23 protein-coding genes are annotated in these 22587 nt (G+C 66.4%); 13 read left to right on the top strand and 10 right to left on the bottom strand.

What is annotated here, in order from left to right:
• The first annotated feature begins 11 nt into the window (after positions 1 to 11).
• From rbsB to gltX, 3 genes are all read left to right on the top strand, one after another.
• Positions 12 to 950, top strand: a complete 939-nt coding sequence (rbsB, locus tag DB032_RS11715; RefSeq protein ID WP_107799653.1) for a ribose ABC transporter substrate-binding protein RbsB — start codon at positions 12 to 14, stop codon at positions 948 to 950.
• Positions 951 to 1084: 134 nt separating this feature from the next.
• Entirely contained in the window at positions 1085 to 2116 is a 1032-nt protein-coding gene (locus DB032_RS11710; RefSeq protein ID WP_227107874.1) for a LacI family DNA-binding transcriptional regulator, read from the top strand.
• A gap of 120 nt (positions 2117 to 2236) precedes the next feature.
• Positions 2237 to 3622, top strand: a complete 1386-nt coding sequence (gltX, locus tag DB032_RS11705) for a glutamate--tRNA ligase (RefSeq protein ID WP_107799651.1) — start codon at positions 2237 to 2239, stop codon at positions 3620 to 3622.
• Positions 3623 to 3739: 117 nt separating this feature from the next.
• Here gltX and DB032_RS11700 read toward each other — a convergent pair whose 3' ends face one another.
• From DB032_RS11700 to DB032_RS11690, 3 genes are all read right to left on the bottom strand, one after another.
• Positions 3740 to 4534 (bottom strand): TenA family transcriptional regulator, encoded by a 795-nt coding sequence (locus DB032_RS11700; RefSeq protein ID WP_107799650.1) that lies wholly within the window; start codon positions 4532 to 4534, stop codon positions 3740 to 3742.
• A gap of 96 nt (positions 4535 to 4630) precedes the next feature.
• Positions 4631 to 7054: a bifunctional diguanylate cyclase/phosphodiesterase gene (locus DB032_RS11695; protein WP_107799649.1), complete on the bottom strand. Its 2424-nt coding sequence runs from the start codon at positions 7052 to 7054 to the stop codon at positions 4631 to 4633.
• Between the two features lie 477 nt (positions 7055 to 7531).
• Positions 7532 to 8041 (bottom strand): winged helix DNA-binding protein, encoded by a 510-nt coding sequence (locus DB032_RS11690; protein WP_081546777.1) that lies wholly within the window; start codon positions 8039 to 8041, stop codon positions 7532 to 7534.
• Positions 8042 to 8196: 155 nt separating this feature from the next.
• On the opposite strand from DB032_RS11690, the gene pxpB reads away from it, so the two are divergent.
• From pxpB to pcp, 7 genes are all read left to right on the top strand, one after another.
• On the top strand, positions 8197 to 8859 hold the full coding sequence (gene pxpB, locus DB032_RS11685; RefSeq protein ID WP_227107880.1) for a 5-oxoprolinase subunit PxpB: 663 nt from the start codon (positions 8197 to 8199) through the stop codon (positions 8857 to 8859).
• Complete coding sequence (locus DB032_RS11680; RefSeq protein ID WP_107799647.1) at positions 8852 to 9784, top strand: biotin-dependent carboxyltransferase family protein; 933 nt, start codon at positions 8852 to 8854, stop codon at positions 9782 to 9784. The genes pxpB and DB032_RS11680 overlap by 8 nt, the downstream gene beginning before the upstream one ends.
• Entirely contained in the window at positions 9769 to 10506 is a 738-nt protein-coding gene (pxpA, locus tag DB032_RS11675; RefSeq protein WP_107799646.1) for a 5-oxoprolinase subunit PxpA, read from the top strand. The genes DB032_RS11680 and pxpA overlap by 16 nt, the downstream gene beginning before the upstream one ends.
• A 63-nt stretch (positions 10507 to 10569) precedes the next feature.
• The gene (locus tag DB032_RS11670; RefSeq protein WP_107799645.1) at positions 10570 to 11283 is read left to right on the top strand and encodes a DUF969 domain-containing protein; all 714 of its coding nucleotides are present in this window, start codon (positions 10570 to 10572) and stop codon (positions 11281 to 11283) included.
• Positions 11280 to 12266 (top strand): DUF979 domain-containing protein, encoded by a 987-nt coding sequence (locus DB032_RS11665; RefSeq protein ID WP_107799644.1) that lies wholly within the window; start codon positions 11280 to 11282, stop codon positions 12264 to 12266. The genes DB032_RS11670 and DB032_RS11665 overlap by 4 nt, the downstream gene beginning before the upstream one ends.
• A gap of 9 nt (positions 12267 to 12275) precedes the next feature.
• On the top strand, positions 12276 to 13286 hold the full coding sequence (locus DB032_RS11660) for a DUF2891 domain-containing protein (protein WP_107799643.1): 1011 nt from the start codon (positions 12276 to 12278) through the stop codon (positions 13284 to 13286).
• Positions 13283 to 13927 (top strand): pyroglutamyl-peptidase I, encoded by a 645-nt coding sequence (pcp, locus tag DB032_RS11655; RefSeq protein WP_107799642.1) that lies wholly within the window; start codon positions 13283 to 13285, stop codon positions 13925 to 13927. Before DB032_RS11660 ends, pcp begins: the two co-directional genes overlap by 4 nt.
• Positions 13928 to 14053: 126 nt before the next feature.
• Here pcp and crcB read toward each other — a convergent pair whose 3' ends face one another.
• The 7 genes from crcB to DB032_RS11620 form a co-directional block, all read right to left on the bottom strand.
• Positions 14054 to 14443: a fluoride efflux transporter CrcB gene (crcB, locus tag DB032_RS11650; protein ID WP_107799641.1), complete on the bottom strand. Its 390-nt coding sequence runs from the start codon at positions 14441 to 14443 to the stop codon at positions 14054 to 14056.
• A 223-nt stretch (positions 14444 to 14666) separates the two neighbouring features.
• A complete protein-coding gene (locus DB032_RS11645) occupies positions 14667 to 15029 on the bottom strand; it encodes a roadblock/LC7 domain-containing protein (protein ID WP_048410238.1) in 363 nt (120 codons plus the stop codon).
• A 48-nt stretch (positions 15030 to 15077) separates the two neighbouring features.
• Positions 15078 to 15710 (bottom strand): hypothetical protein, encoded by a 633-nt coding sequence (locus DB032_RS11640; RefSeq protein ID WP_107799640.1) that lies wholly within the window; start codon positions 15708 to 15710, stop codon positions 15078 to 15080.
• Positions 15707 to 16255, bottom strand: coding sequence for an ATP/GTP-binding protein (locus DB032_RS11635; protein ID WP_107799639.1), 549 nt, complete (start codon positions 16253 to 16255; stop codon positions 15707 to 15709). The genes DB032_RS11640 and DB032_RS11635 overlap by 4 nt, the downstream gene beginning before the upstream one ends.
• Before the next feature lie 18 nt (positions 16256 to 16273).
• A complete protein-coding gene (locus tag DB032_RS11630; RefSeq protein ID WP_107799638.1) occupies positions 16274 to 17326 on the bottom strand; it encodes a hypothetical protein in 1053 nt (350 codons plus the stop codon).
• A gap of 8 nt (positions 17327 to 17334) precedes the next feature.
• Positions 17335 to 18726: a FimV family protein gene (locus tag DB032_RS11625; RefSeq protein ID WP_107799637.1), complete on the bottom strand. Its 1392-nt coding sequence runs from the start codon at positions 18724 to 18726 to the stop codon at positions 17335 to 17337.
• On the bottom strand, positions 18719 to 19510 hold the full coding sequence (locus DB032_RS11620) for an MBL fold metallo-hydrolase (protein ID WP_107799636.1): 792 nt from the start codon (positions 19508 to 19510) through the stop codon (positions 18719 to 18721). The genes DB032_RS11625 and DB032_RS11620 overlap by 8 nt, the downstream gene beginning before the upstream one ends.
• A 249-nt stretch (positions 19511 to 19759) precedes the next feature.
• Between DB032_RS11620 and hmpA the strand changes: the two genes are divergently transcribed.
• The 3 genes from hmpA (at position 19760) to DB032_RS11605 (ending at position 22579) form a co-directional block, all read left to right on the top strand.
• Entirely contained in the window at positions 19760 to 20977 is a 1218-nt protein-coding gene (gene hmpA / locus DB032_RS11615; RefSeq protein WP_107799635.1) for an NO-inducible flavohemoprotein, read from the top strand.
• Between the two features lie 198 nt (positions 20978 to 21175).
• On the top strand, positions 21176 to 21625 hold the full coding sequence (locus tag DB032_RS11610; RefSeq protein ID WP_107799634.1) for an Rrf2 family transcriptional regulator: 450 nt from the start codon (positions 21176 to 21178) through the stop codon (positions 21623 to 21625).
• Positions 21626 to 21721: 96 nt separating this feature from the next.
• Positions 21722 to 22579 carry an endonuclease gene (locus DB032_RS11605; RefSeq protein WP_107799633.1) on the top strand — a complete coding sequence of 286 codons (858 nt, stop codon included), beginning with the start codon at positions 21722 to 21724 and terminating at the stop codon, positions 22577 to 22579.
• Positions 22580 to 22587 lie beyond the last annotated feature (8 nt).

The following is a 22587-nucleotide window of genomic DNA, read 5'->3' as shown; positions in this document are numbered from 1 at the left end:
GGAGTTCCGATATGCAACGCTTAATCAAGCCTTTGGTTTTCAGTGTCATCGCGGCCAGTCTGATCGCCTGCACCAAGCAGGGTCCGGCCGACGGCGCCTCGTCCGGCGCCAGCGCGCCGGCCGCGGCCGCCGGCCAGCCGGTGGTGGGCCTGGCGGTGTCCACGCTGAACAATCCGTTCTTCGTCTCGCTGCGCAAGGGCGCGGAAGACGAGGCGGCCAAGGAGGGCGTGCGCCTGATCACCGTGGACGCGCAGGACGATTCCGCCAAGCAGCAGGCCAGCGTGGAGGATCTGATCCAGAAGAAGGTGAGCGTGATCCTGATCAATCCCACCGACTCCTCCGCCGTCGCCAATGTGGTGAAGGAAGCGGTGAGCAAGGGCATCAAGGTGGTGTCGCTGGATCGCAGCGTCAACGGCGCCGAAGTCAGCGCCCACATCGCCTCCGACAATGTGGCCGGCGGCAAGATGGCGGCCGACTTCCTGCTGCAGAAGCTGGGCGGCAAGGGCCGGCTGGTGGAACTGGAAGGCATCCCCGGCTCCTCCGCCGCCCGCGAGCGCGGTCAGGGCTTCCACGCGGTGGCGGACGGCAAGGCCGACGTCAAGATCGTGGCCAAGCAGCCGGCCGATTTCGACCGCGCCAAGGGCTTGTCGGTGATGGAAAACATCCTGCAGGGCAATAAGGACGTGCAGGGCGTGTTCGCCCACAACGATGAAATGGCGCTGGGCGCCTTGAAGGCGATCCAGGCCGCCGGCCTGAAGAACGTCGCGGTGGTGGGCTTCGACGCCACCGCCGACGCGGTGGCCTCGGTCAAGGCCGGCGGCCTGGCCGCCACCGTGCAGCAACAGCCGGAACTGATCGGCCAGTACGGCGTGCAGACCGCCAAGAAGCTGATCGACGGCCAGCAGGTGGAGAAATTCATCCCGGTGCCCTTGAACCTGGTCAAGCAGTAAGCCTGAAGACCGGTCTCGCTCTGGCGATGAGGGCCGGCTTGAGGTAAGGTGGCCGGCAATCGGCGGCCCCGTCCCGCGCTTGCGCAGGCCGGGGCTGTTTTGCAATCGAGTCCGCGGCGGCATGGCGCCGCCGCATGAGGAATAGGCTGTCGATGAGCGGCTACAAGCGTTTGACCATAGACGACATCGCCGAACTGGCCGGCGTGTCGCGCACCACCGCCAGCATGGTGCTCAACGGCCATGCCGAGCGCTACCGCATTTCCCGGGCCACGGTGGAGCGGGTGGAGAAGGTGGCGCGCGAGCAGCATTTCAACCCGTCGCAGTCGGCGCGCTCCTTGCGCTCGCGGCGCAGCAACTCGGTGGGGCTGGTGATTCCCGACCTGACCAACTCCGCCCACGCGGCCTTGGCCCAGGCGATGGAGGAACTGTGCCGCCAGCGCGATTACCAGATGCTGCTGGTGACCAGCGACGAAGATCCGCGACGCGAGGCCGAGGTGATGGCGCATCTGGCGGCGCGGCAGGTGGACGCGATGATCGTGGTGCCGTGCACGCACGAGGCCAAGTCCTACCAGAAATGGGTGCGGCGGCTGCCGCTGGTCTTCGTCGACCGCCGGGTGGACGGCAGCGGCATCCCGTCGGTGGTGACCGACGGCTGCGCCAGCGTGGAGCGCCTGGTGGGCGACGCGCTGGAGCAGGGCGTGTCCGAAGTGGTGTTCTTCGGCGGCCAGCCCGAGCTGTCGCCCAGCCGCGACCGTCTGCAAGGGTATCGTCAGGCCTTGGCGCTTCACGGCGTTGAGGAAGGGCCGGGCTGGGTGTGCCATCGCGATTACCTGCGCCGTTCCGGTTTCGAACTGATGCAGCAATGGCGGCAACAGCATCAACGCCTGCCTCAGGCTTTGTTCACCGCCTCGGTGTCGCTGCTGGAGGGCGCGCTGGCCTTTCTCAATCAGCATTGCGGCCTGGCCAACGCGCCGTTGCGCCTGCTGACCTTCGACGATCACTCCTTGCTGGACTGCCTGCCGCTGCGCGTCGACGCCATCGTACAGGACAGCCGCGAAATGGCGGCGCGCAGCCTGGACCTGGCCCTGGCTCTGCTGGAAGGGCAGACGCTGACCGAGCCGGAGGCCCTGGTGCCGGCCAGCCTGCACCGGCGCTGGCCGGATTAGGGTCTGTTGAACTATGTTTTTCCCCGGCGGAAAAACAAAGCTCAACAGACCCTGGGGTTTGCTGCCGCTTCGCCAGCCGGCGTACAATAGCCGTTTCACGATTTTCGAGCCTGAGTCACCATGATCCGTACCCGTTTCGCTCCCAGTCCCACCGGTTATCTGCATATCGGCGGCGTGCGCACCGCGCTGTTTTCCTGGGCCTACGCCCGCAAGAACGACGGCGTGTTCGTGCTGCGCATCGAGGACACCGATCTGGAGCGCTCGACGCCGGAGTCGGTGAAGGCGATTCTGGACGGCATGCACTGGGTGGGCCTGGATTACGACGAAGGCCCGTTCTACCAGACCCATCGTTTCGACCGTTACAAGGACGTGATCCGGCAATTGCTGGACTCCGGCCACGCCTACCTGTGCTATTGCAGCAAGGAAGAACTGGAAGCGATGCGGACGGAGCAGGAAGCGCGCGGCGAGAAGCCGCGTTACGACCGCCGCTGGCGTCCGGAAGCCGGCAAAACCTTGCCGGCCGTCCCCGCGGACGTGACCCCGGTAGTGCGCTTCAAGACCCCGCTGGATGGCGTGGTGGCCTGGGACGACGCGGTCAAGGGCCGCATCGAGATCGCCAACCAGGAACTGGACGATCTGATCATCGCCCGTCCGGACGGCAGCCCGACCTATAACTTCTGCGTGGTGGTGGACGATTGGGACATGCAGATCACCCATGTGATCCGCGGCGACGACCACGTCAACAACACCCCGCGCCAGATCAATATCCTGAAGGCCTTGAACGCGCCGCTGCCGGTGTACGGCCATCTGCCGATGATCCTCAACGAGGACGGCCAGAAAATGTCCAAGCGCCGCGACGCGGTCAGCGTGGTGGACTACGCCGACAAGGGCATTCTGCCGGAAGCGCTGCTCAACTATCTGGCGCGCCTGGGCTGGGGCCACGGCGACGACGAGTTCTTCTCCATGGAGCAGTTCGTCGAGTGGTTCAGCCTGGAAGCGGTGAGCGCGTCCGCCAGCCGTTTCAACCATGAAAAATTCATGTGGCTGAACGCCCAGCACATCAAGAGCGCGGACAACGGCCGCCTGGCCGGACTGATCGCGCCGCGCCTGGCCGCCGCCGGCGTCGAGCTGGCCGGCGGGCCCGCCATCGAGGAGGTGATCGCCCTGGTCAAGGAGCGGGTGCAGGACCTGAACGCGCTGGCGCTGGAAGTGGATTATTTCTACCGCAAGCGCGAGGCCGCCGCGGCCGACGTGGACAAGCATCTGTCCGGCGACAGCGTGGCGCGCATGGGCCGTTTCGCCGACAAGCTGGCGGCGCTGGACGCCTGGTCCGCGGAAGGCATCCACGAGCTGTTCAAGCCTTTCTGCGCGGAAGAGGGCATCAAGATGGGCCAGTTGGGCATGCCGCTGCGCGTGCTGGTGTGCGGCACCACGCAGACGCCGTCGGTGGACGCGGTGCTGGCCTTGATCGGCAAGGACGAAGTGCTGCGTCGCCTGCGCGGCTGAGCCGGCCGTCGCCGCTAAAAAACCGCCCCGCAAGCTTTGGCTTGCGGGGCGGTTTGTTTTAGGCGGCACGCCCATGCGGCGCAGGCGCGCGCCTCTTGCCAGGCCTTGAACAGATCCTCAGGCCAGCGCCGGCTCGGCGCAGACGCGCGCGCAAGTCTCAGGCGCGGGCTGGCTCATATAATGATCCAGCAACAGGCGCATGTAGCGGTGGCTTTGGCAGATGGCGTGGCGCAACTCGGCCACTTGCTGCGCGTTTGGATTTTCGCCCACCAGGGTGACGATGATTTCCAGCGCCTCCCAGGGGTGTTCGTCGTCGTAATGCGCGTGCAGCGCCAGCCATTTCATCGCCTTGGCGCGCTTTTCCTTGGGGAACTGCCGAGCGTAGTCCTCCTTGGAGCAGACGGCGGCGCACCATTCTCCGGTGGCGCCTTCGATGGCGTAATTGGTGGCCGCCATCGCCACCTCCAGCGATTCGCGCTCGCAGACCTGATGGCACCAGTGGCTGAGGCTCAGCGTTTCCAGCGCCTGGGGGTTGCGCAGCAGGCTGTCCGTGTCCACGCCGGACGCCGCGGCCCATTGCACCCAGTGGTCGGCGTGGTTCTGCTCCACCCGGATGTTGCGGATCAGGTAGCGGCGCGCCATATCATGGCCGCGATGCTGGCCGTAGCGCACTTTCAGCAGGTTTTTGGCCATGTATTGCGGAAACTGTTCGATTACCGGCCAGCCGCCGCGCAGAAAGGCCTGGTGGATGGCGGCGGGCAGCACGCCGTCGCGCATTTGCCGGAACAACTCGTGTTCCACCACCTGGCGTTTGAAGGCGTCGCAATGGCGCACCAGCTCCCGCGTCCATTCCGGATAGCTGTGGAGGTCCATCAGCGGGCCGCTCCTGACAAAACCGATCTCTTTACTCATGGTGTCCCCTTTCCTTAGAAGCAAAGCCGGGCCAAGCCGGCCAGACGCGGCGGCCTCCCGGCCGCCCAGATCCGGCCTGACAACCAGGCCGGTAGCCTATTGCTGTCGCATTCGGCGGTCTCCATGCGCGTGGCGGAAGCCGAAGGGCTCCGGCCGGCTCAGGTGGAAGCCCTGGGCGTAGTCCACGCCCAGCTTGCGCAGTTCGGCCACGATCTCGGGCGTGTCGACGAATTCGGCGATGGTGCGCTTGCCGGTGACGTGGCCGATGTGGTTGATCATTTCCACCATGGCGTGGTCTATCGGGTCCGTCGCCATCTCGCGGACAAAGCTGCCGTCGATTTTCAGGAAGTCCACCGGCAAGTGCTTCAGGTAGGCGAAGGAGGACATGCCGGTGCCGAAATCGTCCAAGGAGAACAGACAGCCGATCCGGCGCAGCTCGTGGATCAGCCGTTGCGCGGCTTCCAGATTGGCGATGGCGTTGGTTTCGGTGATCTCGAAACAGATCAGCTCCGGCGGCACGCCGCTGCGCTGGAACTGCTGCTGCACGAAGGCGAGGAAGCCGTCGTCGCACAAGGTGGAGCCGGACAGATTGATCGCGCAATGCCGGATGTCCTGATTGCCGGCGCGGCGCAGCAAGGCCAGCTCCTGAAACACTTTTTCCACCACGATGCGGTCGATTTCGGTCATCAGGCCGTAGCGCTCCGCGATCGGCACGAACAAGCCGGGGGGCACCTGGCTGCCGTCGTCGGCGTTGAGGCGCAGCAGCACTTCGACATAGCGGCCGCGTTCCGGATGGGCGGCCAGCGGGACGATGTCCTGGGCGTAGAGGGTGAAGCTGTCGTCGCGCAGCGCCTGGCGCAGCCTTTGCACCCAGTCCATTTCGTGAAAGCGCGCCGACACTTCGGAATTGTGCGGGATGTGGAGCTGGATGCGGTTGCGGCCTTTTTCCTTGGCCATATAGCAGGCGATGTCGGCCGACCGCATCACCTCGGCCAGCGAGGTGTCGGCGTCGGACACGCAGACCAGGCCGATGCTGGCGCTGATGGAAAATTGGTTGCCTTCCCACTGGAAGCTGCATTCCATGATGGCCTGGCGCAGATTATTGGCCTTGGCGATGGCGGATTCCACCGAGCTGTTGCCGAGCAAGACGCCGAACTCGTCGCCGCCCAGCCGCGCCAGCGTGTCCGAGGCGCGCAGCCGCCGCGCCACCGAGCGGCTGATCTGGCACAGCAGTTCATCGCCGGCGGCGTGGCCGTAGGTGTCGTTGATCAGCTTGAACTGGTCCAGATCGATGAACATCAGCGCCAGCGACGCCTCGGCCTGGCCCAGCTGCTTGATCGCCTTGATGGCGCGGGTTTCGAACTCCCGGCGGTTGAGCAGGCCGGTCAGCGCGTCGTGGCTGGCCTGCCAGGACAACTCGTTGATGTATTGCTGTTCCGCGGTATTGTCGTGCAGCACCAGCACGATGCCGTATTGCTCGCCGCGGCGGTCGCGTATCGGCGCGGCCACCAGGCTGACCTGCAGCGGAATCGCGTTGTGGCGCAGCATGTTCAGCTTGGGATAGGTGCGGCTGCTTTCGTCCAGCCGGCAGAGCTCGGCGAAGCTCAGCGTGCTGTCCTTGTCCTGCCCCTGTTTGATCAGGCTGAGCAATTCGTCGAAATGCAGGCCCAGGCTTTCCGTCTCCAGGTGGCTGAGCATGCGCTTGGCGCTGTGGTTCAGATAGATCACCGCGCCTTGCATATTGAGGGTGATCACCGCGTCGCCTATCGATTGCAGGGTGATCTCGGCGCGTTGCTGCTCCGCCTGCAAGGCGGCCTTGTAATTGTCCGAGGCCTGGATCAGCCGGCGGATCTGCAAAATGGTCAGCAGCACCAGCAGCAGGCCCACCAGCAGATTGACGCGCCAGACCGCCTGGCTCACCTCGCGCGAGGCGTTGCCCAGCACGCGGGAAAAGCCCTGGGCCGGCGCCTTGACCGCTTCGTTGATCTCGGCGATCTGCGAGGTGAGGGCGGCCTTGTCGTCCTGGCTCAAGGAGCCGTCGGCGTAACCTTGGCGCAATTGCTCGCCTATGGTCTGAATTTCCTGCAGGTAGTAATCGCCGATTTTCCAATAGCGGATGGCTTCGGCCAGATAGCTGACGTGGTGAAACCACAGATAGGCGCGGATGATGTTTTCGATGTCGTCGGGGTGGTTGCCGCCGTCCAGAAAGCCTTGGCGCGCGGTGTCCAGATCCGGCGGCTTGCGGTCCAGCGCCAGCCGCGCCCGGTGGTCGCCCAATTGGATGGAGATGGCCAGCCGATAGCGTTGGAAGTCGTGGTCGGAGCCGGTTTGAGCGTAGCGGGTCAGGTGGTAGATGGAGTCCTTCTGCGCTTTAGACCACAGGCCTTCCCCCGCCACGTAGGCGCGGGCGGTGGACACCACGTAGAGGCTGAACGCGCTTAGCGCCACCTGCATGACGACAATGAGCAGGAAGGGCAGCACGACAAAGAGCAACTGTCGGTTGGCGGTATTCGACCTCATGGCGGTTCCGGCTGATGAATATGGTAACTATGCGGCTAATGGTCCCCATCAAGCGCCGCCGCCGACATCTCCGGCCCGAGCGGCGAGCCGGCGCCGCGCTTGAGTCCGGAGCCTGCCCGTCGCGGCGCGCCCGCCGACGGGCGGAAGTTCACCGGTCTATGTGCCGGTGTATGGCGTTTTTATCATCCCATTCGAAATTATTCAATGTTTTTGACAACTATATCGAATGTTTATTTTAGATGAGAAAGTTTGATAATAAATGAATAGCCTAATTTCCATGGGCTTGCTATTGGCTTGACCATGGCGGCGGCCGGCGCGCGCAAGGCGGGGCGGGGAGCGGTCGGCGCGCGTGCGCACCGATGGGAAGCGGCGGCGCGAGAGGAGGAAGAGGGCTGGTCCGCGGCCGCCGCGCCGGCTCTCTTATGAACGGGTTTTCAACGCCGTATCGCTGAAGCGCCGCGGACTTTGAAGCGCTTCTTACATGGAGGCGGCGTCGCGAGAGGCCTGGTCGTACAAGCTGGCCAGCATGCGCAGCAACTGGGCGTTGTCGCCGATATCGGCCTGTTGGCCGCCGTTGTCTATCAGCGCGTTGATCAGGCATTGCTCGCGGACGTCGCGGTAGCGCTGGCACAGTTCCACGCCGGCCTGGGTGGTGGCGAACAAAGCCTCCTTGCCCACCTTTTCGCTGCCGACATAGCCCATCTTCACCAGCTTCTTCAGCGCATAGGACACCACGTGCGTGTCTTCGATGTTCAGCACGAAGCAGATGTCCGCCAGTTTCTTGCTGCGGCCGCGGTGGTTGACGTGATGCAGCAGCGACACCTCCATCGCGGTCATATCGGTTTCTCCCGCGGCCGCCATGCAGCGGATCATCCAGCGGTTGAAGGCGTTGTTGGCCACGATCAGCCCGAATTCGAACTCGGACAGTTCGGCGCAACGCTCCGAAACCAGATGCGATGAGGAGACGATATTGCGTTGAGCGTTCATGGACGGGCCTGGCGACGAGGTGGCTGGCCGGCCAGTATAGCAAAACGTCATTTGTGCTGGACATCGCCAATAAATACAAATAATTTATAGATGTTTTGTCTGCAAAATAATAAATTCGAGCGCCGCGAGGCGGACGGTTGCATATGGAGAATGGTTTGGCATCGAACCCAATGCGCTATTACTTGCTGGGCGAACGCGCCGCCGTGCTGGAGAGCGCGAAGCCGGCCGATCTGGCGTGTCAGCGCCGCATCTGGTGGCTGGCGCAGACGCTGACGGGCGCGGCCGGGCTGATCGACGTGGTGCCCGGCATGAATAATCTCACTTTGATTTTTGATCCGGACGCCGACGACGGCGAGGCCTGGCTGGAGCGCTTGCGCCGCGGCTGGGCGGCGGCGCAAGAGGCCGAGCCGCGCTTGCGGCGGGTGGACGTGCCGGTGCGCTACGGCGGCCGCCACGGTCCGGATCTGGCCGCGGTGGCGGCGCATGCGGGCTTGAGCGAGGAGGATGTCGCCGCCGCTCATGCCGCGGCCGACTACGTGGTGTACTTCCTCGGCTTTCAGCCCGGCTTCGCCTATATGGGCGGCTTGCCCGAGCGCCTGGCCACGCCGCGGCGCGCCGAGCCCCGGCTGGCGGTGCCGGCCGGCTCGGTGGGCATAGGCGGCGGCCAGACCGGCATCTATCCGGCGACCAGCCCCGGCGGCTGGCAGATCATCGGCCGCACTTCATTGAAATTATTCGATCCGCGGCGCGCGGAACCGTCCCTGCTGCTGCCGGGCGACAGCGTGCGCTTTGTGCCGCAGGAGGGCGGAGATGATTGAAATCACGCAGGCCGGCATTCAAAGCACGGTGCAGGACCTGGGCCGGCGCGGCTTGCGCCACCTCGGCGTGGCGCAAAGCGGCGCGCTGGACGCGCCGGCCTTGATCATGGCCAACCGCCTGCTGGGCAATGCCGCGGACGCGGCCGGCATCGAAGTGGCCCTGGGGCCGTTTGGCGTCCGCTTTCTGCGCGACGGCTGGTTCGCCTTGATGGGCGCGGATTTTGACGCGGAACTGGACGGCGAGCCGGTGTGGAGCGGCTGGCGTTATCCGGCGCGCGCGGGCCAGCGCCTGCTGCTGCGCGGCTGCCGCCACGGCATGCGCGCCTATCTCGCCCTGGCCGGCGGCATCGACGCGCCCCTGGCTCTGGGCGCGCGCGCCACCGATCTGCAGGCCGGTCTGGGCGGCTGGATGGGGCGGGCGCTGGAGGCGGGCGACCGCTTGCCGCTGGGGCCGGCGGCGGCGCTGTCCGGCCGGCTGGGACGGCGCAATCTTGCTTGGTCGCCGACGCTGCGCGCGCTGCCGGGCCCGGAGTGGCGGCAATTCGCCCGGGAGGCGCGGCAGGCCTTCAGCGAAGGCGAGTGGACGGTGAGCTCGCAGAGCAATCGCATGGGCTACCGCCTGCAGGGCGACGCGCTGGCGCGCGAGGCCGGCGGGGACTTGCCGTCCCACGGCGTGCTGCCCGGCGTGGTGCAGGCGCCGCCGGGCGGCCAGCCCATCGTGTTGCTGGCGGACGCGCAGGCGACGGGCGGCTATCCGCGCATCGCCTGCGTGATCGAGGCGGATTTGTGGAAGCTGGCGCAGGCGCGGCCGGGCGCCAGGCTGCGTTTCGAGATGGTGGACGCGCAGCAGGCGGCGACGGCGCGCGCGCGTCTGCGCGGGTACTTGCAGGGACAGGACTGGAGTCAGGCATGCAGATCGATTTGAACGCCGATATCGGCGAGGGCTGCGGCGACGACGCGGCGATCATGGATCAGGTCAGTTCGGTGAACATCGCCTGCGGCTGGCACGCGGGCGACGCCGAACAGATGTGGCTGGCGGTGCAGGCGGCGGCGCGGCGAGGCGTGGCGCTGGGCGCCCATCCCGGCTTTCCCGACCGGGAACATTTCGGCCGCCGGACTATGCAGCGCGCGCCGGAGCGGGTGTACCAGGACGTGTTGTACCAGGTGGGCGCGCTGGCGGCCATGGCCAAGGCCGCCGGAACGCGGCTGCGTCACGTCAAGCCGCACGGCGCGCTGTACAACCAGGCGGCGCGCGATCCGGCGCTGGCCGACGCCGTCGCCCGCGCGGTGAGGGATTGGGATCCTGAGCTGAGGCTGGTCGGCCTGGCCGGCGGCGAGTCCGGCCGCGCGGCGCGGCGCCACGGTTTGCAGGCGGTGGAAGAAGTGTTCGCCGACCGCGCCTATCTGGCCGACGGCAGCCTGGCGCCGCGCGGAACGCCGGGCGCGGTGATCGAAGACGCGGAGCAGGCTTTGCGTCAGACGCTGGATCTGGTGCTGCGCGGTCGCGTGGCCTGCCTGGACGGCGGCGAGCTGGCGCTTCGCGCCGACAGCGTTTGCCTGCACGGAGACGGCGCGCACGCGCTGCACTTCGCGTGGCTGCTGCGTCAACGCTTGGAACAGGAGGGGGTAAACATCGTCGCCTTGTGAGCGTTAGTCGGAAACTAGAGCCGTCCGCAGGCGGCCATTTCCATCATACAAAGGAGAAACTGCATGGATCTTGCATCCTATCTGCCCCTGGTGGGCATTCCCGTCGTGGTGGCGGGCTTCGCTTTGCGCTTCAATCCGCTGCTGGTGGTCACCGCCGCCGGTCTGAGCACCGGCCTGGCGGTCGGCATGGACCTGGGGACGCTGCTGGAAACCTTCGGTGAGAAATTCCTCAATAGCCGTCAATTGGCCACCTTCATCCTGATCCTGCCGGTGATCGGCCTGCTGGAGCGCTACGGTTTGAAAGAGCGCGCGCAGCAATGGATAGCCGGCATCAAGAGCGCCACCACCGCGCGCATCCTGATGCTGTATTTCGTGGTGCGTGAGCTGACCGCGGCGCTGGGTCTGATCAATCTGGGCGGCCACGCCCAAACCGTGCGCCCCCTGCTGGCGCCGATGGCGGAAGGCGCCGCGGCCAATCAACTGGGGGAGCTGCCTCAGGCGCTGCGCGACCGCATCCGCGCCCATGCCGCCGCCTGCGACAATATCGCCGTATTTTTCGGCGAGGACATCTTCATCGCTTTTGGCGCGGTCTTGCTGATGGACGCCTTTCTCAAGGAAAACGGCATCGCCAATATCGAGCCGCTGCACATCGGCCTGTGGGCGATTCCCACCGCCATCAGCGCGCTGATCATCCATATGGCGCGCTTGGCGCGGCTTGACGCCAGTCTGCAAGGCGATATCGCCGCCTGGCGCGCGAAACAGGAGGCCGCGGCATGAATGCATGGTTCAGCATCAATGACGTTTATTATCTGATCGGCATCGTGGTGATGCTCCTGGTGGGCATGACGCTGCGCGACCGCGGCAACCCCAAGCGTTACACCACCGCGCTGTTCTGGTTCTTGTTCGGCGCCACCTTTTTGTTCGGGGACTTGATGACGGCCGTTTTGGGCAAGGCGATGACCTACCGCCTGGTGGGACTCGTTGTTGTCGCGCTGGCCCTATTGGCCGGCGCCGGCCTGCTGGCTCCGGGCAGTTATAGCCAAAGAAGCGATCGGCAGCGGCAGGACGCCGCCCAGCGCCTGGGCAACAAGATCTTCCTGCCCGCCTTGCTGATTCCCCTGCTGACCGTGGCCTGCACCTTGGCGCTGAAGGGCGTGGGGATAGGCGGTCTCGCCTTGCTGGATCAGAAGCATCTGACCCTGGCCGCCTTGGCGGTGGCCTGCGTTTGCGCGGTGCTGCTGGGCTGGAGGCTGACCGGCGGAACGCCGCTGCAGGCGGTGCGGGAATCGCGCCGTCTGGTGGACGCCATCGGCTGGGCCGCCATCCTGCCGCAGATGCTGGCGATGCTGGGCGGGGTGTTCGTCGCCGCCAAGACCGGCCAGGCGGTGCAGGAAGCGGTGAGCTTGTTCGTGGATCCGGGCAATCGTTTTCTGCTGGTGGCGATCTACTGTATCGGCATGGCCCTGTTCACCATGATCATGGGCAACGCCTTCGCGGCTTTCCCGGTGATGACCGCCGGCATCGCACTGCCTTTTCTGATCGTCGGCCATCACGCCGACGCGGCGCCGCTGGTGGCGATAGGCATGTATTCCGGCTATTGCGGCACGCTGATGACGCCGATGGCGGCCAATTTCAATATCGTGCCGGCGGCCTTGCTGGAGCTGAAGGACCGATATCTGGTGATCAAGACCCAGATTCCCACCGCGCTGGCTTTGCTAGGCGTGAATATCCTATTGATGTATTTCATCGTGTTCCGTTGAGGAGACCGCATGAATCCGCAACAAGCATCCAGGCTGGCGGCGCTGCCGCTGGCCGGCCTGGTTCGGGAATATCCGAATCTGCTGAGCCATCTGCTGAACGGGCCGGAGGACGCGCGCGCGCCGCGCGATTTGCACCCGGTGTTCTACGGCTGCTACGACTGGCACTCCGCCGTGCACGGCTTCTGGCTGCTGGCGCGGCTGGCTCGCCGTTTCCCGGCCTTGCCGGAGCAGGCCGAGATCGCCGCCCTGTTCGCCGGCCATTTTACGCCGCAGACTTTCCAGGCGGAGGCGGACTATTTCGCCGCGCCGGGCCGCGCCAGCTTCGAGCGGCCCTATGGCTGGGCCTGGCTGCTGGCCCTGGCGCAGGAGCTCGAGGCCTGGGATCTGCCGCAAGCCGGGTCATGGCGGGCGGCGATGCAGCCGTTATTGGCCTTGATCCGCCAGCGCTGGCTGAGGTTTCTGCCTTTGCAGGATTACCCGATCCGCGGCGGCGGGCACGCCAACACCGCCTTCGCCTTGCTGCTGAGCCTGGACTACGCCCGCGCCGCCGCCGATGCCGAGCTGGCGCAGGCGTTGGAGGCGGCCGCCCGGCGTTACTTCCTGGCCGATGCGGACTATCCGACGCGGCTGGAACCGAGCGGCGACGACTTTCTGTCGCCCAGCCTGTGTCAGGCCTTGCTGCTTGGCCGGCTATTGCCGGCCGAGGCGTTCCGCGACTGGCTGCGCGCCTTCTCGCCGGATTTGCCGCGCAGCGCTGCCTTGCTGAGCCCGGTCCGGGTCAGCGACGGCTCGGACCCCAAGATCGGTCACCTCATCGGCCTGAATTTGAGCCGCGCCTGGTGTTTGCGCCAGTTGACGGCCGCCTTGCCGCCGGATGACGCTTGGAGGCCTCTGCTGAATCAAAGCGCGCGGGCGCATCTGGACGCCGGCCTGCCGCATGTGGTCAGCGGCCATTACACCGGCGAGCATTGGCTGGGGACTTTCGCCCTGCTGGCCTTGGAAGAGGGAGAGTGCGAATGAGCAAGACCATTTTGTTGACGGGCTTCGAACCGTTTGGCGGCGAGAGCGTGAACCCGTCGTGGGAGGCCGTGCGCCGGCTGGACGGCGAGACGCTGGCGGGCGCGGCGGTGGCGGCGCGGCGGCTGCCCTGCGTGTTCGGCGAGGCCTTGGCCGTGTTGCGCGAGGAGATGGCCGCGCTGCGGCCGGCGCTGATCGTGGCGGTGGGGCAGGCGGGCGGGAGGCCCGAGCTTTCGCTTGAGCGGGTGGCGATCAATGTCGACGACGCCCGCATCGCGGACAACGCCGGGCGGCGGCCGATAGATAGGCCGGTGGTACCGGGCGGGCCGGCCGCCTATTTCAGCACCTTGCCGATCAAGGCCCAGGCGGCGGCGCTGCGCGCGGCGGGCATTCCGGCGGCGGTGTCGCAGAGCGCCGGCACCTTTGTCTGCAACCATGTGTTCTACGGCCTGATGCACGCCTTGGCCGGAACGCCCGCGCGCGGCGGCTTCATTCACATCCCGTATCTGCCGGAGCAGGCCGCCGCGCATCCCGGCGCGGCCAGCATGAGCTTGGAGACGATAGTCGCCGGCCTGAGGCTGGCCCTGAAAACGGCGTTGACGGCGACGACGGACATCGTGGAAACCGGCGGGGCGACGCATTAGCGCGGTGTAGAATCCACGGCGCGGCACGGCGGGTACGGTCTGCAAGCGTTCCCGCGCCGCCGCATGCCGCGCTCCCCGCCGCGAAGCCTGGCGGTGTGAACGGCTAAGCGCGTTCTTGGACGGCGTTCAGCTCTTGAGCGCGCGCAGCCACTGCCAGCTGGCGATGCCGGCGAGGGTGGCCAGCAGCGAACCGCAGACATGGACGGCGACGGCGGTCAGCGCCGGCAGCAGCCGCTGTTGCTGCAGCAGGGAGACGACTTCGGCGGAGAAGGTGGAGAAGGTGGTCAGGCCGCCGCAGAAGCCGGTGATCACCAGCAGCCGCCATAGCGGCGACACGCCCGGCGCGCTGGCGAAGAAGGCGACGGCGAGGCCGATGATGTAGCCGCCGACTAGATTGGCGGCCAGGGTGCCCGGCGGCAGGCTGGGCCACAGGCTGTTCAGCTTGACGCCCAGCGCCCAGCGCAGCAGCGCCCCCAGCGCGGCGCCGACGGAGATGGCGAGTATGGTTTTCCACATGGAGCGGGTCTGGCATAAAAGCAAAACCCTATTGTGCCGGCCAGACGCCGCCAAGTATAGGCCGGTTTGCCGGAGCGAGTTCAAAGCCTCGCGCGCCGGGGCGAGACAAGGCGAAACCGCCGAGAAGGCGGAACGCGCAAGGGGGAATGGGCATTTCCTAAGCGGCTTTCAAGGCCTTTGCCCGGCTAGCCCGCCTACGCGCAGCAGACATTGAGCCGTTGATTTAGAGGATTTCGGCAATGCTGCGCGCCGCGCGCTTGGCGTCCAGAAAAATCAGGCCCAGCTTGGCCTCGCGCCGCGCGATCACGGTCAGCACCGCGTCAGGGCTGGCGTGGCTCATCAGGATGTAGCCGTGTTCTCCCTTGACCATCACCTGTTCCAGGCCGCCGCGCGCCAGTTCGCGCGCGGTGCGCTCGCCCAGGGACAGCATCGCCGCCGCCATCGCGCCGACCCGGTCCTCGTCCACCTCTTGCGGCAGCAGCGCCGCCATGGTCAGACCGTCGGCGGAAATGATGGCGGACGCTTCGATGTCGGCGGACGCGCCGTTGAGGTCGCTCAGAATGGATTTGAGCATTTGTTCACGCATGGGTTTCTCCTGGATTGTTCAATGCGCCGGCCGCCGAGCGGCCGGGGTTCAGGCGTAGCGGCGTACCAGCAGCTCCACCAGGCCGACGAAGGCTTCGCTTTGCAGCCGCGGTTCGCCGCCTATGATCAGCGCGAAGGCCTGCTGCGCCACGTGCAAGGGGTAAAAGGCCAGCTGGCTGCGGCCGGCCGGATCCACCGAGGCCCAGGCGGCGCTGCCCAGGTTGAGGTGGTTCTTGAGCAGCAGGTGATGCCGGCGGCTCAAGGACATGAGGTCGCCGGCCAGCGCGGCGATTTCCTCGGCGGTTTCGTGGAGGAAGCCCGCGGTGGCGTAATAGAGGCCGTTGTCGTCGGCCAGCAGCGCCTGGCCGCTGCCGGACAGCGCCGCCAGCAGCTCCGGCAACTGGCTTTCCAGGTTGCCGGCGGCGGCCGGCCGCGGCTCGGCGGTGCCGTGGACGAATTCCAGCCGTTGCAAGCGGTAAAGGGTGGCCAGCGCTTGTTCCAGTTCGTCGTCGCACCATTCGCTGAGCAAGGGTTCGCTAAGCGGCACCGCATGGCCCAGCCGCAGGATGTTGAGCAGCAGACGGCGGGTCAGGTCGGCCTCCGCGCCGGCGACGGCGTAAAAGGCGCCGGCCGGCGTGGCCATTGGATAAAGCGGCCCGCTCAGACGCAGTTCTTCGTTCATTGCGGTTCTCCCAGGCCAGGGTCTATCGAGTACAGCAGCGCCAGCAGCAGCTGTTTGATGTCTTCGCGGCGACGGCAGTCCACTTCGAACACCGGCGCGCTCAGCCCGCGGGCGGCCAGGGCGTCGGCGTAGACGGCGGTGGCGGACAGCGGCGCGAGGTCGGTCTTGCTGACGCCCAGCGCCAGCGGCGCGCGACGCAGCAGCGGCTCGAAGGCGCGCAGGAAGAAGCCGAGATCTTGCAGCGGATTGGCGCGGCTGTGGTCCAGCAGCAGGATCAGGCCGATGCTGCCGCGGCTGACGATGTCCCACATGAAGTCGAAACGCTCCTGGCCGGGGGTGCCGTAGAGGTGGATCTTGGTGTCGGCGTCCAGGCGCAACATGCCGTAGTCCAGCGCCACCGTGGTGTGGTCCTTGCGATGCAAGGTCATGTCGCTGGCCTTGGCGTCGGTGCGGATCGGGGCGATGTCGCTGATGGCGGCGATGGCGGTGGTTTTGCCCGCGCCCACCGGGCCCGCGAAGAGGATTTTGTTATCTGGGCTGCGCATGATGGAAGGTCGTGAGGCTCACAAACGGGTCACTTTTTGCAAGAGTCGGGACAGGAGGCCGGCGCGTTCGGGCGCGACGGCGTCGGGGCGCACCGGCGCGCTGGAGATCACTTTCAGGGGCGGCGCGTCGCTGTTCCAGTCCAGCAGGCCCAGCGCGTGGGCCGCGGAGAGGAAGGTGCAGGCGTGTTCGGGATCGACGCGCAGCAGCCGAATGATGATGCGCAGCGTGGCCGGCGTCTTGGTCAGCAGCGCGCTCAGTCGCGTCGCGTCCGGCAGCGCCGCCAGCCGGGTCAGGTTGGGCCACTGCCTCAGCCGCAGCGGAGTGTCCGCGCCGATGCCGGCCGGCAGCCGGCCCTGGCTGCTCCAGATCGCCAACTGCCACAGCAGCGCCGGCAGCGGCTGGGTGATGACGCCGGCGCTGGCGCCGGCGGCTTGAGCGTGCAGCGCGGGCGCGTCTTGCCGGCACAGCTCGCGCAATTGCTCCGCCGGCTGCAGGCATTGCGCTTGCGCGCGGTCCGGCCGCAGCCACAGCAGCGGCCGGCCCTCGGCCAGCAAGAGCGCCGGCCGAGGCTGGCGCGCCAGCCGCGTCGTCGCGCCGAGCAGGCCGCGTCGGGGGTCGAAGCGGGCGATGGAGATCGACGGCATGGACGGCGGCGGAGCCGGAGCGGCGACCGGTTCGGGCCGGGGCGCGGGCGCCGGGAGCGCTTCCGCTGCCCTTGCCGCGTCGGGCGCGCGCCGCAGCGCCGCTTGCAGTTGAGGAAACAGGGTCTCCACCCGCAGTGGCTTGGCCAGCGTCGGGACGGGCGCGCGCTCCGGCGGCGTCGCGGCGACGATCAGGGCCGGCAGCGCCGGATGACGCTGGCGGAATGTTTCCCAGGCCTGCCAGCCGACGGGGCTGTCGACATCGACGATGGCCAGGTCCGGCGCGCGTTCGTCGGACGGGGATTCGAGCAAGCGGTAGCGCAAGCTGTGGTGCAGGCGGAAGGCCATGCGAAGCAGGGCCAGCTTGCGATCGTCCATGCCGACGGCGAGCACGGCGATATCGGGGGCGGGAGGGGCGGCGCGCGGCATGGGCGTGCTCAGGCGGCCAGCATGCGCCGGCGGGCGGGGCCGGCGTCGGCGTCGGCGTCGAAACCGGCCAGCTGCGCGCTGACTTCCAGCGGCAGTTGGGCCACATGGCCGCGCAGTTGCCGCAATAGCCACTGGAAGCGCGCCCGGTCGTCCTGGCGGCGGTATAGCTGCAACAGGGGAGGATAGTTGGCAGCGTCCTCCGGCCGGCTTAGCACCGCTTGCTCCAAGGTCTGGATCGCCATGTCGACCTGGCCTTCGTTGAGGTAGGCGTCGGCCTCGCCGCGCGCGTCCAGATTCTCGGCCGCCTCCGTCTCGGTCCGCCGCGTCACCAGCGGCCGGCGCTGAGGCGCGACGGCCGGAGGCGCGCCGCTGAAGCCGAAGCTGCGGCCGATGCGTTCCAGTTCCGGCCTGCCCGGGCGTCGCGCCAGCAGGTCCAGCACCGGATGGGCGCCCAGCAGCCAGCCGGCGTGGATCAATTGTTCCTTGAGGCCGGCGCCGTGTTCGCCCAGCGCCAGATGGAAGCGCCATAGCGTCCGCGCATAGCGCGGCAGCTGGCGTTGCCGGTAATGCACGTGCAGCAGGTCCAGCAAATGCGTCAGCGAGTGGGGGCGCAAGGTCAGCGTCTGTTCCAGCGCCGCCGTCGCCGCCGCGTATTCTTGCCAGCGCAGCCAGACTTTGGCCTGACGCTCGGCCGGCAGCAGCGCGGCGATGGCGTCCTTCTCCCGCTCATTCAGCGGAAACAGCGGGGCGCAGCCGTGCAGCAGGACTTGCGGCCGTCCGGCTACGGGAGGCGAGGGTTGAGACGGATGGGCGGTGAGGACGGCTGCCGTGGTTTCCTCGGCATCTTCCGCCGCCAGTTCCGGCGCGTCGTCGCCCAGGCGCAGGCCGATGGCCTCCGGCCCCCAGCCCAGCCGTTGTTCCGCCAGCACGCGCAGGGCCAGCTGATTGCGCTCGACGCGCAGGCCGGCTTCCACCGCTTGTTCCAGCGCTTCCCGTCCGATCAGCGCCAGATCGTGCTGTCGTTCCAGCATCGCGGCGTAGTCGTCCAGCGCGCCGGTCTTGAGGTAGAGGCCGGCCAGCCGCAGCAACTGCTTGGAGGAGTGCGGCGCCTGTCGGTCCACATAGTGGCGCAGGGTCTGCGCCGCCTGTTCCAGATAGCCGAACTCGATGAAGATGTCGACTTCGGCGAGTGAATCCAGCTCGTCCACCTGATAGGGCTGCTCGGCGTCGCCGGCGTCCGTTGGGTCCGGCTCGGCCAAGGAGATGTCCTCGTCCCGCGCTTGGGCGGCGCGGTCGCGGCGAGCCTGCCAGCGCAGCGCGGCCAGCAAGGCGAGCAGGCCCATGGCCAGCGCCAGGCCGACGACCAGATCGACGGGGTTCTGCGGCAGCCAGTCAGTCATGGCGCGGCGCCTCGCGCGGCGGCGGCGTGAAATCGGCGGGGCCGATCAGATCGGTGCCGCATTCCAGGGTTTCGAACCAATCCAGAAAACGCTTCACCATGGGCTTGCCCTGGAAGGAGCCGCCGTGTTGCGGCACGATCCATTCGATGTCCAGCCGGCGGACCATGTCCACCCACAGCCGGCAGGCTTTGTTGTTGGACATATAGCGGCGATGGAAGGCGAGCATGTGGCTGTCGTGCAGGTGGGCGTCGAAGTCGCTGACCGGCAGGCCGGCCGCGTGGCCGTCCATCAAGGAGGCGCCGATGTCGCCGGAGAACAGGATCTTGCTGATCGGGTCGTAGATCTGAAAAAAGCCGACCGTGTGCAAGTAATGGGCCGGCACGATTTGCAGGTCCGCGCCGCCCAGCCGCATCCACATGCCGCGCGGCGGAATCGCCACCAGCCGCCCGGCGGTGGCGCCGCGCATGCAGAAGTGGGGCAGGAAGCGGGTCCATTCTTCGGCGATGATCACCTGGGCGTCGGTGATCAGCAGCCAGCCGCCCACCGAGGCGATGATGTCCGGATCCTGATGCGAGGCGAAGATGTAGCGGGTGTGGGAGGGCAGGAAGTAATCGGCCAGTTCCGCGATCAGATGCTTGTAAGTGAGGTTGCCGCCGGGGTCCAGCAGAATGCCCTCGCCTTGGTCGATGATGGCGAACTGATTGGATTGTATGCCTTCGCCCTGCACCAGTTCGGTGAAGGCGACGCATTTGTGATTGCCGTCGTCGTAAAGCACCAATGCCATGAACCGCCTCGTTTGCTTGACCCGCCCGCGAATGGACGTGTTATGCCGTAAGAATGCGCAGATATTATGCAAGCGGTATGGTTGGGGTCTTGACCTGGGTCAAGCTCACCCGGAAGGAATATTTTTGCGCGGCGGTGACAGCATCGCCATAAAGATGTATTATTTTTACATCTTTAAGCCGGCCGGCGCCGAGTCGGCGTTTTTTACCCACAATAAAATGTATTAAGCACACATCTTTAGGAGCCCGCCATGTTGAGTCCCGAAACCCGCGCCCTGGTCAAAGCCACCGTTCCTGTGTTGCAGCAACACGGCCTGAGCCTGACCAGTCATTTTTATCGCCGCATGTTCAGCCATAACCCGGAGCTGAAAAACATCTTCAACCAGGGGCATCAGCACTCCGGCCAGCAGCAACAGGCGCTGGCCATGGCGGTGCTGGCCTACGCCCAGCACATAGACGACCCGTCGCCGTTGGCGCCGGTGCTGACCCGGGTGGCGCACAAGCATGTCAGCCTGGGCATCCGCGCCGAGCATTACCCCATCGTCGGCAAGCATTTGCTGGCGTCCATCCAGGAAGTGCTGGGCGAGGCGGCGACGCCGGCGCTGATAGCGGCCTGGGCCGCCGCCTACGGCCAATTGGCGGACATCTTGATCGCGGAGGAACGAGAACTGTATCGCGCCAGCGCCAACGCCGAAGGCGGCTGGGCCGGCTGGCGGCCGTTTCGCATCGCGCGCAAGGTGGCGGAGAGCGAGGAAATCACTTCCTTCTATCTGGCGCCGGCCGACGGCGGCGCGGTGCCTGGCTTCCGGCCCGGCCAGTATGTGTCGGTCAAATGTTTCGTCGAGGAATGGGGGCTGGCCCAGCCGCGTCAGTACAGCCTGTCCGACGCGCCCAACGACGAATATCTGCGCATTTCGGTCAAGCGCGAGGACGGCGGCGAGGGCAAGCCGGCGGGGCGAGTATCCAATCTGCTGCACGCGGAAAAACGGGAGGGCGACATTCTGGAGCTGAGCGCGCCGCAGGGCGATTTCTTCCTGCATGAAGAGCGCGACGGCCCGGTGGTGCTGATCAGCGCCGGCGTCGGTCAGACGCCGATGCTGTCCATGCTGCGGCATTTGCTGAGAACCGGCAGCCGCCGCGAAATCCGCTACCTGCACGCGGCTCGCCACGGCGGCGCGCACGCGATGCGCGATGGTTTGCGACAGATGCAGGAACGCCACGCGCAGCTGCGCGCCCATGTCTGCTACGAGGCGCCGCGCGCGGAGGACGTGTTGGACCGGGACTATCAGCAGCAGGGACGCCTGCAACTGAGCCAGCTGCGCGAGATGACGCTGCTGCCGGATGCCGACTATTATCTGTGCGGCCCGGTGGGCTTCATGCTGGCGCAGCGCGCCAGCCTGCTGGACTTGGGCGTGGTGGCGGAACGAGTGCATTTCGAGGTGTTCGGCTCCAACGCCGTCGGCGGCTGAGCCGCGGCAAGGCCCGCGCTCTATTGAGCGGCGGGCTTTAGAACCTGTTCAATGTCCGCCGCGCGTCCGCGATAGGGTCGGAAAGGGCCTTGAAAACAGTTTTAGAATGCTGGTGTACCATGTGTACACTTCGCTTCTTCAGCCATTTTTGCCTTGTCTCGCGCTGGCTCGCGAGGCTTTGAACAGGTTTTTAAGATCATGCAATTGACCCGTTTTACCGATCTCGGCCTGCGCGTGCTGATGTATCTGACCTGGCAGGAAGAGGGGCAGTTGGCCACCATTCCCGAAATCGCCGCCCGTTTCGAAGTGTCGCGCAACCATCTGGTCAAGGTCGTCCACTTCATGGCGCAGCAGGGCTGGCTGCAGACCAGCCGCGGCAAGGGCGGCGGCTTGGCGCTGGCGCGGGCGCCGGAGCGCTATCGCGTCGGCGAGGTGGTGCGCACGCTGGAAGGACTGTCGCAGTTGATAGATTGCGCGGACCCGCCGTGCGCGCTGCGGCCGGGCTGTAGGCTCAAGGGCGCGCTGGACGAGGCGCTGGCGGCGTTTTTCCGTACGTTGGACCAATACACCTTGCGCGATATGATGGCCGCGCCCACCGGCGAGGCCATCGTCCGGCTGCATCGGCAGCCCTTGTCTGTCTCAAAATGATGTTGGCGTATTTTGTTTGGATTCACATGGATTATCATTTGTAATATTTTTTGTATCTTATTGTCGTGAACGCGGCGGGTACTTACACTGCCCGCCATGCGTTATCCCATCCTCCTCCCCGTCGTTTTATTGTTGGCCGGCTGCGACGCGGCCGAATTTTCAAAAATCAGCCAATCCGCGGAAGTCAAAACCCTGGCCAAGGCCGGAGCGGCCGTGGTGCGCCAACTGGAGCAGGCGACGCGGCCCGCGGCCGAGGCCGGCGCGCCGGGCCGGGTCCAGGCGGCACAGCTGGTCAGCGGCGTCAAGCAAGTGGGGCACCGCGATTTTTCCAACGCCAAGAAAGTGCTGCCGCGGGTGTTCTCCGGCATGGAGCAGGACTTTTATTGCGGCTGCGATTACCGCGGCAAGGCGGTGGATTGGGCGTCCTGCGGCTATGTGCCGCGCAAGTCCGAAACCCGCGCCAGCCGCATCGAGTGGGAACACGTGGTGCCGGCCTGGAATCTGGGCCATCAGCGCCAATGCTGGCAGCAGGGCGGCCGCAAGAACTGCGCGTCCAGCGATCCGGTGTTCCGCATGGCGGAAGGCGATCTGAACAATCTGGTGCCGGCGGTGGGCGAGGTCAACGGCGACCGCGCCAACTTCGCCTACGGCGCGTGGAGCCGCAAGCCGGCGACCATGTACGGCCAATGCCAATCGGTGACGGATTTCGGCAACAAGCGTTTCCAGCCGCGCGAGGAAGTACGCGGCGCGGCGGCGCGCATCACCTTGTACATGCACGCGCGCTACCAGCTGCGCATGAGCCGTCAGGATCAGCAACTGATGTGCGCCTGGGCGCGCCAGTATCCGGTTAACGCCTGGGAGCGCCGCCGCGACGCGCGCATCGTTCAACTGCAGGGCGAGGGCAATTTCCTGGTGGCGGAGCCGCAGCGGCTGGCCGAGCTGTGCGGCGCTTGAGCGCGGCG

Origin of the sequence: Chromobacterium sp. Panama (assembly GCF_003052555.1) — a bacterium.
GTDB lineage: Bacteria > Pseudomonadota > Gammaproteobacteria > Burkholderiales > Chromobacteriaceae > Chromobacterium.
This window is presented reverse-complemented; position numbering and strand designations above follow the sequence as displayed.